The sequence below is a fragment of the Ruegeria sp. BHSC223 genome (assembly GCF_059613025.1).
Map to the genome: position 1 here is coordinate 190,392 of NZ_JBXWRR010000006.1, position 13,081 is coordinate 203,472.

Consider the following 13,081-nt stretch of genomic DNA (forward strand, 5'->3'; position numbering starts at 1 on the left):
CCGTTGGAATGCCCGTCGGGCGCCATGTTTCTGCCCGGTTTCACAGTCACTTTATAGGCAGACAATCAACTCAAGTTTGCCCGAGGATCGCGACTGAATGTTACGCACGCTTTTGTTCCTTATCTCCTTTTACGGAATTCTGGCAGCCTGCCAGGACTCGGTGAGCCGCAATCAGGATGCGCGCATCCTGGCGATCGGCGATTCGCTGTTGTCGTGGAACTCGGCATTGGGCAGCTCGATACCGGATGTGATGGCAAAAGAGCTGGGGCAGCCGGTAGTGGACCGGTCCTTCAGCGGTGCCTGGATGCTGACCCGGGACGAGGGCGACGAGGGGCGCGGGCTGAACGTGCCCTATCAATATGAACCTGGCAATTGGGAGTGGGTCGTGGTCAATGGAGGGGGCAACGATCTTTTGTTCGGATGCGGTTGTGGGAGCTGCGGTACGGTGATGAACCGGCTGATTTCGGCCGACGGTGAGAATGGCCAGATCCCGGATCTGATCCGCCGCATTCGCGCCGAAGGGGCGCGGGTGATCTATCCGGGCTACCTGCGCAGCCCCAATCTGCTGACCCCGATCGAGCACTGCAAGAACGACGGTGACGAGCTGGAAGCGCGGATTGCACGCTTTGCCGACACTGACGAGGGCGTGTTCTACATTTCGATGCAGGATATCGTGCCCCCCGGTGGTCTGACCTATTTCGCGCCCGACCTGATCCACCCGTCGCGCAAGACCAGCCGCAAGGTGGCAGAGCGGCTGGCCTCGGCGATCCGTCAGCTGAACGCGCGGCCCTAACCCAAAAGCAGGATTTCGGAGCTGCCTGCGCTGCGGCGCAGGCCGTGCAGCTCGGCCAGGTCCGGGTCGTCGATCCAGGCGCGCGCGGCTGCGGCGTCCGGGAAGCTGAGAAGTGCGGCCACGTCTGGGATGTCGGGCGTTCCGTCCAGGGCAGTTGGGGCGGGTGTTGCGGTCTCGACCTTGCCGCCGTGACGGGCCAGCGCGGCGCCGGCCCTTTCGCGATAACTGGCCAGGGCGTCGGGGTTGGTTATGGTGGCCTTGAAAACAGCGTATATCATCTGGGTCTCCTTCTCGGTTGCGATGGAAAGAGCATAATCACGCGGATGTGTGGCAAAAACGCGTGGTAATGCATGGGTAACATGCATAAATGCACGTCATGCAAATCGACTGGGACGATCTGAAAACGGTATTGGCTGTGGTGCGCGGTGGCACGCTTGCTGCGGCTGCGGCGGAACTCGACCTCAACTATACCACCGTGTCGCGGCGGATCCTGCGGGCCGAGGCGGCGCTGGGCGAGGTCTTGTTCGAACGTTTGGCCGACGGGTACCGCGCCACCGATGCCGGTCGGCTGGTCGCTGAACACGCCGCCGGGATGGAGGCGCGGCAGGACGATCTGTTGCGCCGCCTGCAAGGCCGCGACCAGAGCCTGAACGGAGAGCTGGTGATCACCGCGCCACAACTCCTTGTCGGGCCGCATGTCGCACCGGTCATGGCGCGTTTTGCCGAAGCGCATCCGCAGGTCCAGATCCGGCTCAGGGCCACCAACGACCTGTTGGACCTGACCCGGCGCGAGGCCGATCTGGCCATCCGTATCAGCCGCAGTCCGGGCGATACGCTGACCGGGCTCAGGCTGTGTTCGCAACAGTCGGCCAGTTTTGCCGCGCCGGGCCTGGCCGAACGGCTGGCCGCCGATCCGGCAACAGCGGTGGACTGGATCGCCTATGAACAGAACCCACGTGTGCCTCAGGTGGTGCTGGAGCAGTATCCGAACACCCGGCTGCGTCTGGTATTTGATGATATGGCGGCCATGGTCGGTGCCGCGCAGGCGGGGCTGGGCGCGGTGCGGATGCCGCTGTTTCTGGGCCGGGCCACGCCGGGATTGGTGCAGGTGCCGCTACTGCCGCCGCAGCCCTACGCCGATATCTGGGTGGTTGCGCATCGCGATGTCTGGCGGGCGGCGAAACCACGCGCCTTTCGCGAGGTATTGGTACCCTGGTTCAAGGCGAACAGGCCGCTTTTCGTGGCCTGACCCGCGCGGCTGCGGGCGATGGCGTCGCTCCGAAACCGTGCGTCGGCCTCAGTGGCGGGCGATCAACAGGATATGCGCTTCGGCTTGCTGACCGCCGATACGGGCGCGTGCCTCGTGCAGCTTGGCCTGCGCCGCTGTCAGGCGTTGTATCGCCCGGTCCCGCTCGTCAAAAAGACGCCGCACGCGAGAACCCGGATTTCCGATCATCAAATAGCTCCGTCCCATGGCGCCTGGCACCAGGGTCGCGGCCTGTTCCAGACTCTGCCGCCAGGCCATGTCGGCAAGGGTATAGCGGCGTACTGCCTTGAACAGCATGCGCTTGCGGATTTCGAGATAGGAATGCATGGCAGCCTCCCGTTGCGCCAAGACTGCGACGGGCATTGCTGCCGCCGCTCTATGAGTCCGCGCTTCCGTAGAGGAGTCTATCGCTGGCGGGCCGTACAGGTCAACTCTGTGGCCCGGGGCCCCGATCCTAGCGCCAGCTGACATCGCCCAGAAAAATGTAACCTGCCCCATAGATCGTCTTGATCAGGCGCGGGTTCTTGGGGTCTTCGCGCAGCTTGGTACGCAGGCGCGAGATGCGCACATCCATGGCCCGGTCAAAGCTGTCGCCGGCACCGCCGCCCAATGCCTCTTGCATCTGGGCCCGGCTGATCAGACGCTTCGGGCTTTCCAGGAACAGCCGCAGAACCTCGCCTTCGGCATGGGAAAACGGAGTTTCGGCGCCGGTGTCGTCTTCCAGCGCGTAGCGGTCGAAATGGGCGGTCCAGCCGTTGAACTCGGCGGTGTCACCACCCCCCGAAACCGGCCCGCGCTGGCCGTCGCGCAGGCGGGCGCGGATGCGGGCCACCACCTCGGCGGGGTCAAACGGTTTGGTGATATAGTCGTCGGCGCCCAGTTCCAGCCCGGTGACCCGGTCCTGCACCTGCGCCCGGCCCGAGATGATGATCACCGTCGCCCCCTGTTCCAGCGCCAGCCGGTGCACCAATGCCAGCCCGTCGGTATCGGGCAGCGACAGGTCCACCAGGCAGACATCCGGCGTCACGCGCTTCAGCGAGGCCTCGAACTCGCGGGCGCGCGAAAAGCTCTGGGTACGGAACCCGGCCTCGGCCAGCGCCTCGGTCAGGATCAGGCGGATCTCGGGTTCATCGTCCAGAATGGTGACGAGCGGGGCGGTCATGATACCTCCTCGGGTCGCAGCAGCGCGGCCAGTTGCGCGCGGGTAAAGGGCTTGCGCAGCATCGGGCCGCGCGTCAATGCCTCGCGGTGCAGCGGGTCGGACAGCGGCAGCGAGGTCATCAGGATACAGGGCAGCGACTTGGGCAATCGTTTCAGCAGGTCGATGCCAGTGGCGTCGCCTTCCAGCTTGATGTCGGACAGCACCAGCGCGATATCCTCGATATCGGCGGCCAGCGCGCTGGCCTCGTCGGCCGAGGTGGCCTCGATCACCGAATACCCCAGTTCGACCAGCATGTCGCGAAAGGTGGAACGCAGGTCCTCGTTATCCTCGACCAGCAGCGCCAGACCGCCCTGTACCTGCGGCGCCGCACGATAAGGCAGGCGCAGGGTTATGGCGGCGCCGGTCGGGGTGTTGGCGATGCGCATGTCGCCACCGGCCAGCTTGACCATGTCATAGACCATGGGCAGGCCCAGTCCCGACCCCTCGCTCCCCTTGGTGGTAAAGAACGGGTTCAGCGCCTTTTCCAGCGCCTCTTTGGAGAACCCCGGCCCGGTGTCGGTCACCGCAATCTCGATCCAGATGCGTGAAATAGCATGGGCACTGATGGTGATCTGGCCATTGGCACCACAGGCATCGCGCGCGTTCAGCACAAGGTTCAGCAGCGCGTCCTGCAACATGCCGGCATCCAGCATCAGCGCCTCGTCGGGCGTGTGGTCCAGAACGCTCAGCCCGATGCCGCGCGGCAGGCTGGGGGTGGCCAGCAGCTTGAGATCCTCGAGCAGCCCGTGCATGTCGGTGGCGCGCGGGCGCAGGGTGCGGTTGCCGGTCATGTCGGCGATCCGATTGAGCAGGCGCCCGCCCCGCTGTGCCGTGGCCTGTGTGGCCGAGACCAGTTCGGCCGCCTCTTCGGGCAGGTCCATCTTCTCCATCTTCGACATCATGCCCAGGATGATGGTCAGAAGGTTCGAGAAATCATGCGCCAGCCCGCTGGTCATCTGCGCCGCCATGGCGCGGCGGCGCGACTGTTGCAGGGCGACACGCGCCTGGGTTTCCGAGGTCACGTCCATCGACAGGATATAGACCCCGCCCGCCCCGTCGGGGGTAAAGGCAACCCGGATGCGGCGGGAATCATGCGCCTCGTTGAATTCGAAGACCGGGCTGTCGCCGCCATAAGCGGCCTCCAGATGCGGACCGATCTTGGCAAAGGCATCCGGGCCCAGAGCGTCGGAGATATGCAGGCCCAGAATGTCCGAGGGTCTCCCGGGCATCACCGCGCTCAGCCGACGATTGGAATAGGTGTAATGGCCGTCGCGGTCCACATGGGCGATATGGGCCGGCATCATCTCGGTGGTCAGGCGGGTGCGCGCCTCGATCTCGGTCAGCTGGCGCTGCGCCTCTTCCAGCGCGCTGATGGTCGCGGCCAGCTTGCGGTTGGTGGCGCCCAGCTCCTCGGCATGGGCCAGCAGCTGGCCCGAGAGTTCCTCGGAGCGGGCGCGCAGCAATTCCTCGATCCGCTTGGTACGGGTGATGTCGGTATAGACGGTGACCCATCCCCCCTGCGGCAGCGGTGCCCCCTCGATCGAGATGACCTGACCATTCGCACGGACCCGTTCAAAATAGTGCGGGACAAAGGCCAGCGCCTGTTCGACCCGGCTGCGGACCAGTGCGTCGATATCGTCGACCGGACCGTAATCGCCCCGCTCGGCGATATAGCGGATGGTGTCGTCGAACCTGGCGCCGGGTCGGATCAGCCGGTCGGGCAGGTGAAACATTTCCTGAAAGCGCCGATTGCTGACGGCGAGGCGCAGGTTGTTGTCATAGATCGACAGGCCCTGAGCGATCAGGTTCAGACCGGCACTGGTCATGGCCTTGATCCACTGATCGTTCCTGTCCATGGCTGATATCCCCCTTGGCGCCATGGCTAGCACCGGCGTGACAGGGGGAAAAGGTTCTTGTCCGTCTCGTGGCAGCGGCAAAACGCCAGCCTGGCGTTCCGGCGCAAGAGGGGTGAGGGTTTCGTGCCTGCGCGGGGTCGGGTGAAATGACGCAGGGAGAGGCCTGTTACAATTCGTAAGAATTGCGAAAACATCACGAAAATATTGGCCCCGATCAATACGCCTGTCCCTGATGGGGCAGAATCGTCTGGTCGGTATCCGCAGGCGATGATGTCCGGCCCGAAGGAGCGGGTCGGCAACGGGAGGGAGAAAGAGATTGGCTCAGACGCAGTCTGGCGCAGAGGGGCTTCAGTCCCTTCCGGCGCTGCTTAACCGCAACGCAACCCAATACGGGGACCGGCCCGCCTATCGGGAGAAGGAATTCGGCATCTGGCAATGCTGGACCTGGGCCGAAACCGCCGCAGAGATCCGTGCGCTGGCGCTGGGATTTCTGGAGCTGGGTGTGGCAAAGGGCGATCATGTCGCCGTGATCGGTCGCAACCGTCCCGCGCATTACTGGTCGATGGTGGCCGCCCAGATGGTGGGCGCCGTGCCGGTGCCGCTCTATCAGGACGCGGTGGCCGAAGAGATGGCCTATGTGATGGAGCATTGCGGCGCCAAATTCGTTGTCTGCGGCGATCAGGAGCAGGTCGACAAGGTCATCGAGATCCAGGAGACCGTGCACCAGGTCCAGCACATCCTTTACACCGACAAGCGCGGCATGCGGAAATACGACCACAGCCAGATGAACGCGCTCGAAGACCTGATGGCCGAGGGGCGCGCCGGGCACTACCGGTTCGACGCCGAGCTTGATCGGCGGATTGCAGAGATCACCTATGACGATACCTGCGTGATGCTCTATACCTCGGGCACGACGGGCAAGCCCAAGGGCGTGGTGCTGTCGAACCGCAACGTGATCGAAAGCGCCAAGAACTCGGCCAAGTTCGACAATCTGACCAAGGACGAGAACATCCTCTCCTATCTGCCGATGGCCTGGGTGGGCGATTTCATCTTCTCGATCGGTCAGGCCTATTGGTGCGGCTTCTGCGTGAACTGCCCCGAAAGCGCGGATACGATGATGACCGACCTGCGGGAGATCGGGCCGACCTATTTCTTTGCCCCGCCGCGCGTGTTCGAGACACAGTTGACCAACGTGATGATCCGGATGGAGGATGCAAGCCCGCTCAAGCGGAACATGTTCCACCGCTACATGGCGCATGCCAAGAAGGTGGGCGGAAAGATCCTGGATGGTGAACCGGTCAGCGCCGGTGACCGCCTGAAATACGCGATCGGCAATGCGCTGGTCTATGGCCCGCTCAAGGACACGCTGGGTTTTGGCAATGTGCGCGTAGGCTATACCGCGGGCGAGGCGATTGGACCCGAAATCTTCGACTTCTACCGCTCGCTGGGCATCAATCTGAAACAGCTCTACGGCCAGACCGAGGCAACGGTGTTCATCACCGTGCAGCCCGATGGCCAGGTGCGCGCCGATACCGTAGGCGTGCCCGCCCCCGATGTGGAGATCAAGATCGCCGAAAATGGCGAGATCTTCTATCGTTCGCCGGGCACCTTTGTGGAGTATTACAAGAACCCCGAAAGCACGGCCTCGACCAAGGATGCCGAGGGCTGGGTCGCCACCGGAGATGCCGGGTTCTTCGAGGAAGGCTCGGGCCACCTGCGCATCATCGACCGCGCCAAGGATGTGGGCAAGATGGCCGATGGCAGCATGTTCGCGCCCAAATATGTCGAGAACAAGTTGAAGTTCTATCCCGACATCCTCGAGGCGGTGCTGTTCGGCAATGGCAAGGACCGCTGCGTCGCCTTCATCAACATCGACCTTACGGCGGTGGGCAACTGGGCCGAGCGCAACAACATCGCCTATGCCAGCTATCAGGAACTGGCGGGTCATCCCAAGGTGCTGGAAACGATCCGCTCGCATGTGGAGACGGTGAACGCCTCGGTGGCCGAGGACCCGATGCTGTCGGGCTGCCAGGTGCATCGCTTTGTCGTGCTGCACAAGGAACTGGATGCCGATGACGGCGAGATGACCCGCACCCGCAAGGTGCGCCGCCGCATCGTCGAAGAGAAGTTCGCCGACATCATCGCCGCGCTCTATGACGGGTCCGAAAAGGTCTCGACCGTGACCGAGGTGACCTATGAGGACGGCCGAAAGGGCGCGATCAAGGCGACGCTGACGGTTTGCGATGCCAAGGTCGTGGCGACCACCGCGCAGCAGGTGGCAGCGGAATGAGGTCCGGCGGGACGCCGCTCGCGCCCTTTGGGCGCATCGCCCCGCCCACCGTCCCGTCAGCCGGGGCACTGCCGAAAGACAAGGGAGACACCGATGCTTGACGCATCCGAAGGATACACCACCGCGGACGGCCGCAAGATTGGCGGCGTGGTGATGGAGATGAAGAACATCACCCTGCGGTTCGGCGGTGTGGTGGCGATCAAGGATATCAGTTTCGACATCCGCGAGGGCGAGATCCGCGCGATCATCGGCCCGAACGGCGCCGGAAAGTCCTCGATGCTGAACGTGATATCAGGCTTTTATGTTCCGCAGGAAGGCGAGGTCTGGTTTCACGGATCGCGCCGTCCGGCGATGCGCCCCTATGAGGTCGCCCGCCAGGGCATCGCGCGCACCTTTCAGAACATCGCACTCTTCGAGGGCATGAGCGTTCTGGATAACGTCATGACCGGGCGGCTGAACTATATGAAAGCGGGTCTGCTGAGCCAGGCGCTCTGGCGCGGCAAGGCCGAGCGCGAGGAGACCGAGAACCGCGAGGCGGTGGAAAAGATCATCGACTTCCTCGAGATTCAGCATATCCGCAAGACACCGGTGGCACGCCTGCCCTACGGCCTGAAAAAGCGGGTCGAACTGGCCCGTGCGCTCGCCGCCGAGCCCAAGCTGTTGCTGCTGGATGAACCGATGGCAGGCATGAACGTCGAAGAGAAGGAGGATATGAGCCGCTTCATCCTCGACGTGAATGACGAGTTCGGCACCACCATCGCCCTGATCGAACACGACATGGGCGTGGTCATGGACCTGAGCGACCGGGTGGTGGTGATGGATTACGGCAAGAAGATCGGCGACGGCACGCCCGACGAGGTGCGCAACAACCAGGAGGTCATCGACGCCTATCTGGGGGTGGCCCATGACTGATCTTCGCTTGAACGACACGATGGAAACCGGGGGCACGGGACATGTCTGACCAACTGATTTTCGCGATCGAGGTGATCCTGAACGGCCTGATGGCGGGCGTGCTCTATGCGCTGGTCGCGCTGGGTTTCGTGCTGATCTACAAGGCGTCGGGCATCTTCAATTATGCCCAGGGCGTGATGGCGCTGTTTGCGGCCATGACCCTGGTGGGGATCATGAACGGACAGGTACCGTTCGCGCATCTGATCAACGCCATCTTTGGTGGGCATATCACCCATTTCGGATGGAATATTCCAGCGTTGCTGGCGATCATCCTGACGATGGGCGTGATGGTCCTGCTGGCCTGGGCGGTGCAGCAATTCGTGATGCGACACCTGGTCGGTCAAGAGCCGATCATCCTCTTCATGGCCACCATCGGGCTTGCCTATTTCCTCGAAGGCGTGGCCGACCTCATGTGGGGCTCCGAGATCAAGACGCTGGATGTGGGTCTGCCGCAGGGCCTGAACGTGTGGATCGACGACACCACCTATGGCATCTTCGGCTACGGTTTCTTCATCGACAATCTGGATATCGTGGCAACGGTGATCGCAGCACTGCTGGTAGCGGCGCTGGTGGCCTTCAGCCAGTACACCAAGCAGGGCCGGGCGATGCGCGCGGTGGCCGACGACCACCAGGCGGCGCTGAGCGTCGGCATCTCGCTGAACTTCATCTGGGTGCTGGTCTGGTCGGTTGCCGGTTTCGTGGCGCTGGTCGCGGGCATCATGTGGGGCACCAAATCGGGTGTGCAGTTCTCGCTGTCGCTGATCGCGCTCAAGGCGCTGCCGGTGCTGATGCTGGGCGGATTCACCTCGATCCCCGGCGCCATTGTCGGCGGGCTGATTATCGGGGTGGGCGAGAAGCTGTTCGAATTCGCGATCGGCCCGATGGTGGGCGGCGCGACCGAGAACTGGTTCGCCTATGTTCTGGCACTGATCTTCCTCGTGTTCCGGCCGCAGGGCCTGTTCGGCGAGAAGATCATCGAAAGGGTCTGAGGCTCCGGTGGGCGACCCCGTTGCGGCCAGGGCCGCAACGAGACCCGCCCGCCCGGAACCTTCGCAAAGGGGAGGAAAGATGAACAAGCTGATCGCCATCGTGAATGTCGTCGCCTGGTCGGGCTTCTGGGCCTTTGGGTATATTGCCCTGACCGCGCAGGACCTGACCGACCGCCAGCTGATCATCGCCAGCCTCCTGGCCTTTGCCGGGTTCATCATGGGGATCGTCGCGTATCTGCGGCTGGTCCGGGCCGCCGAAGCGAGCGGCTATGCAAAAAAGACAAATCAACTCGATGCCGCGGCCCGCAACCGCGCGCAGTCCGAAGGGGGCATGTAAGCGATGTTCTACCGTGAAGCCGGAGATTTCAAAACCTCCTACCAGGCCGACAGCCAGACCTTTCCGATCAAGTTCGACCGCTATCGGTATTATGTCGTGCTGGCGATCGCCTTCGGGATCATCCCGTTCGTGATCAACGACTACTGGGCAAACGCGCTGTTGCTGCCGTTTCTGATCTATGCAATCGCCGCGATCGGGCTGAACATCCTGGTCGGCTACTGCGGCCAGGTCAGCCTGGGCACCGGCGGATTCATGGCGGTCGGCGCCTATGCTTGCTACAAGCTGATGACCGCATTTCCCGAAGTGAGCATGTTCATTCATGTGATACTGGCTGGCGGCATCACCGCGGCAGTAGGGGTGCTGTTCGGGCTGCCCAGTCTGCGGATCAAGGGGTTCTATCTGGCGGTGGCAACACTGGCGGCGCAGTTCTTTCTGGTGTGGCTGTTCAACCGGGTGCCGTGGTTCTACAACTATTCGGCCTCGGGCCAGATCAACGCGCCCGAGCGGGATACGTTCGGTATCATCATCACCGGTCCCAACGCACCGGCCTGGGCCACCTATCTGTTCTGCCTGATCTTTCTGACCGCCTGCGCGCTGATCGCCCGCAACCTGACCCGTGGCACAATGGGCCGGACCTGGATGGCGATCCGTGACATGGACATCGCCGCCGAGATCATCGGGGTGAACCCGCTCAAGGCGAAGATGACCGCCTTTGCCGTCAGTTCCTTTTTCATCGGCATCTCGGGCGCGCTGTTCTTTGCGCTCTATCTGGGCGCGGTCGAGGTGGGCGAGGCCTTTGGCATCCAGAAATCGTTCCTGGTACTGTTCATGGTGATCATCGGCGGTCTCGGTTCGATCTTTGGTTCGTTCGCGGGGGCAGCCTTTCTGGTGCTGCTGCCGGTGGTCCTGAAGGTCGTCGGCGCAGACATGCTGGGCTGGCCCACCGATATCGTGGCGCATCTTCAGCTGGTGATCGTCGGCGCGCTGATCGTCGCATTCCTGATCATGGAGCCGCATGGCCTCGCGCAGCTGTGGCGCGTCGCCAAGGAGAAACTGCGGCTCTGGCCCTTCCCGCACTGAGGCGGGCAGGCGCATCCTGATACGGGGCGGTAGGATCGCCCCGTACACCACCATCGGTCAAAACCAAGGGAGGAAAAACCCGATGAAAATGAAACTGGCAACCGTGGCGCTGGGCGCCTTGATGGCCGCAGGTCCGGCTCTGGCTGACCTGACTTTCCCGTCGCTCAGCTATCGCACTGGCCCCTATGCCGCGGGCGGTATCCCGTTTGCCGACGGCTATGCCGACTATTTCACCCTGCTCAACGAGCGGGATGGTGGTATCGGCGGCGTCAAGGCCAACGTGCTGGAATGCGAAACCGGCTACAACACCGAGAAAGGCGTTGAATGCTACGAGTCGACCAAGGGCGCGGGTGCCCTGGTGTACCAGCCGCTGTCGACCGGTATCACCTATCAGCTGATCCCCAAAGCCACCGCTGACGGCATTCCGATCCACTCGATGGGTTATGGCCGCACCTCGGCGAAGAACGGCAACGTGTTCAGCAATGTCTTCAACTATCCCGCCAACTACTGGGATGGTGCATCGGGTGCGGTGAACTATCTGCTGGAAAGCAACGGTGGCGACATCAAGGGCAAGAAGATCGCCCTGGTCTATCACAACTCTGCCTATGGCAAGGAACCGATCCGCACCCTGGAAGAGCTGAGCAAGAAGCACGGTTTCGAGCTGAGCACCCTGCCGGTCGACCATCCGGGTCAGGAGCAGAAATCGCAGTGGCTGCAAATCCGTCGCGACAAGCCTGACTTTGTGCTGATGTGGGGCTGGGGCGTGATGAACCAGGTCGCGGTGCAGGAAGCCGCCAACATCCGCTTCCCGATGGAAAACTTCATCGGCATCTGGTGGTCGGGTTCGGAAAACGACGTGCTGCCCGCCGGTGACGCCGCCAATGGCTACAAGGCGCTGACCTTCCACAACGTCGGCACCGATTTCCCGCTGTTCGACGATCTGCAGAAATACGTGATCGACGCAGGTAAGGCCGCCGGCGCCGGTGACCAGGTTGGTACCGTGCTCTACAACCGTGGTCTCTATGCCGCCATGCTGGCCGCCGAAGCCGCCAAGAAGGCACAGGAGATTTCGGGCAAGGCCGACATCACCGCCGCCGACATGCGCGACGGTATGGAAGCACTGGAAATGACCGAAGCGAAGATGGCCGAACTGGGCCTGCCGAACTTTGGCCCGGCCTTCTCGGTGTCGTGCAGCAACCACGGCGGTGACGCCCTGGTCGGCGTGACCCAGTGGGATGCGGCATCCAAGACCTGGTCGCTGATCTCGGACTTCAAACCGACCGACAGCGAAGTCATCGGTGCGCTGATCGAGGAAGACTCGAACGCCTACGCGACCGAGAACAACATCTCGCCGCGCTGCAACTAAGCGTGTGACCGGGCCCGGCAATCGGGCTCGCATCGAACCCGGGACGGCGGTCCGCCGCCGTCCCACCCCGATCATCCCCGGCGAACCGGGGCCAATGAGGACAAGCGCGGATGCTGGATGCGGCAAATACCACGGATGCGCAGGTGGAAACCCTGCTGGAGGTCAACAATATCGAGGTGATCTACAATCACGTGATCCTCGTGCTCAAGGGTGTCAGCCTCACCGTGCCCAAGGGCGGGATAACCGCGCTGCTGGGTGGCAACGGCGCCGGCAAGACGACCACGCTCAAGGCGGTGTCGAACCTGCTGCATTCCGAACGCGGCGAGGTGACCAAAGGGTCGATCAAGTATCGTGGCGAGACCATCCACGAGCAGGATCCTGCCGCGCTGGTGACCAAGGGCGTCATCCAGGTGATGGAGGGCCGCCATTGTTTCGAACACCTGACCGTCGAGGAAAACCTGCTGACCGGCGCCTATACCCGCAAGGATGGCGGCGCCAATATCCAGCGTGATCTCGAACTGGTCTATAACTATTTCCCCCGCCTCAAGGAGCGCCGCCGCAGTCAGGCAGGCTATACCTCGGGCGGTGAGCAGCAGATGGTGGCGATGGGGCGGGCGCTGATGTCGCGGCCCGAGACCATTCTGCTGGACGAACCCTCGATGGGTCTGGCGCCGCAGCTGGTCGAAGAGATCTTCGAGATCGTCCGCGACCTGAACCAGAAAGAGGGCGTGTCTTTCCTGTTGGCCGAGCAAAACACCAACGTGGCGCTGCGCTATGCCCATTACGGCTATATCCTGGAATCGGGCCGTGTGGTGATGGATGGCCCTGCCAAGGATCTGCGCGAGAATCCGGACGTCAAGGAATTCTATCTCGGCATGTCCGATGAGGGCCGCAAGAGCTTCCGCGACGTGCGCTCGTACCGTCGTCGCAAGCGGTGGCTGAGCTGATGAG

The 13,081-nt window shown here is 62.9% G+C and carries 13 protein-coding genes; 9 read left to right on the forward strand and 4 right to left on the reverse strand.

Annotation, left to right across the window (positions count from 1 at the left end; all coding sequences use genetic code 11):
* The first annotated feature begins 97 nt into the window (after nucleotides 1–97).
* Nucleotides 98–793, forward strand: coding sequence for an SGNH/GDSL hydrolase family protein (locus tag AC2FNY_RS12300; protein ID WP_234167460.1), 696 nt, complete (start codon nucleotides 98–100; stop codon nucleotides 791–793).
* Here AC2FNY_RS12300 and AC2FNY_RS12305 read toward each other — a convergent pair.
* Nucleotides 790–1,071, reverse strand: coding sequence for a DUF1330 domain-containing protein (locus AC2FNY_RS12305; protein WP_234138706.1), 282 nt, complete (start codon nucleotides 1,069–1,071; stop codon nucleotides 790–792). The genes AC2FNY_RS12300 and AC2FNY_RS12305 overlap by 4 nt on opposite strands.
* Nucleotides 1,072–1,160: 89 nt before the next feature.
* Between AC2FNY_RS12305 and AC2FNY_RS12310 the strand changes: the two genes are divergently transcribed.
* On the forward strand, nucleotides 1,161–2,042 hold the full coding sequence (locus AC2FNY_RS12310) for a LysR family transcriptional regulator (protein WP_496802626.1): 882 nt from the start codon (nucleotides 1,161–1,163) through the stop codon (nucleotides 2,040–2,042).
* Nucleotides 2,043–2,090: 48 nt separating this feature from the next.
* Here the strand turns inward: AC2FNY_RS12310 and AC2FNY_RS12315 are convergent, their stop codons facing one another.
* From AC2FNY_RS12315 to AC2FNY_RS12325, 3 genes are all read right to left on the reverse strand, one after another.
* A complete protein-coding gene (locus AC2FNY_RS12315; protein ID WP_234138708.1) occupies nucleotides 2,091–2,387 on the reverse strand; it encodes a hypothetical protein in 297 nt (98 codons plus the stop codon).
* 127 nt (nucleotides 2,388–2,514) lie between these two features.
* On the reverse strand, nucleotides 2,515–3,222 hold the full coding sequence (locus AC2FNY_RS12320; protein ID WP_234138709.1) for a response regulator transcription factor: 708 nt from the start codon (nucleotides 3,220–3,222) through the stop codon (nucleotides 2,515–2,517).
* Nucleotides 3,219–5,117, reverse strand: a complete 1,899-nt coding sequence (locus AC2FNY_RS12325; RefSeq protein ID WP_496802627.1) for a PAS-domain containing protein — start codon at nucleotides 5,115–5,117, stop codon at nucleotides 3,219–3,221. The genes AC2FNY_RS12320 and AC2FNY_RS12325 overlap by 4 nt, the downstream gene beginning before the upstream one ends.
* A 316-nt stretch (nucleotides 5,118–5,433) precedes the next feature.
* On the opposite strand from AC2FNY_RS12325, the gene AC2FNY_RS12330 reads away from it, so the two are divergent.
* The 7 genes from AC2FNY_RS12330 (at nucleotide 5,434) to AC2FNY_RS12360 (ending at nucleotide 13,077) form a co-directional block, all read left to right on the forward strand.
* Entirely contained in the window at nucleotides 5,434–7,407 is a 1,974-nt protein-coding gene (locus AC2FNY_RS12330; protein ID WP_234144318.1) for a long-chain fatty acid--CoA ligase, read from the forward strand.
* Nucleotides 7,408–7,500: 93 nt separating this feature from the next.
* Nucleotides 7,501–8,319 carry an ABC transporter ATP-binding protein gene (locus AC2FNY_RS12335; protein WP_234138712.1) on the forward strand — a complete coding sequence of 273 codons (819 nt, stop codon included), beginning with the start codon at nucleotides 7,501–7,503 and terminating at the stop codon, nucleotides 8,317–8,319.
* A 41-nt stretch (nucleotides 8,320–8,360) separates the two neighbouring features.
* Nucleotides 8,361–9,347 (forward strand): branched-chain amino acid ABC transporter permease, encoded by a 987-nt coding sequence (locus AC2FNY_RS12340; protein WP_234144317.1) that lies wholly within the window; start codon nucleotides 8,361–8,363, stop codon nucleotides 9,345–9,347.
* Between the two features lie 79 nt (nucleotides 9,348–9,426).
* Complete coding sequence (locus tag AC2FNY_RS12345; RefSeq protein WP_234138714.1) at nucleotides 9,427–9,684, forward strand: hypothetical protein; 258 nt, start codon at nucleotides 9,427–9,429, stop codon at nucleotides 9,682–9,684.
* Nucleotides 9,685–9,687: 3 nt separating this feature from the next.
* A complete protein-coding gene (locus AC2FNY_RS12350; RefSeq protein WP_234138715.1) occupies nucleotides 9,688–10,764 on the forward strand; it encodes a branched-chain amino acid ABC transporter permease in 1,077 nt (358 codons plus the stop codon).
* An 82-nt stretch (nucleotides 10,765–10,846) separates the two neighbouring features.
* Nucleotides 10,847–12,130: an ABC transporter substrate-binding protein gene (locus tag AC2FNY_RS12355; protein ID WP_496802628.1), complete on the forward strand. Its 1,284-nt coding sequence runs from the start codon at nucleotides 10,847–10,849 to the stop codon at nucleotides 12,128–12,130.
* A gap of 110 nt (nucleotides 12,131–12,240) precedes the next feature.
* Nucleotides 12,241–13,077 carry an ABC transporter ATP-binding protein gene (locus tag AC2FNY_RS12360; RefSeq protein WP_234169209.1) on the forward strand — a complete coding sequence of 279 codons (837 nt, stop codon included), beginning with the start codon at nucleotides 12,241–12,243 and terminating at the stop codon, nucleotides 13,075–13,077.
* Nucleotides 13,078–13,081 lie beyond the last annotated feature (4 nt).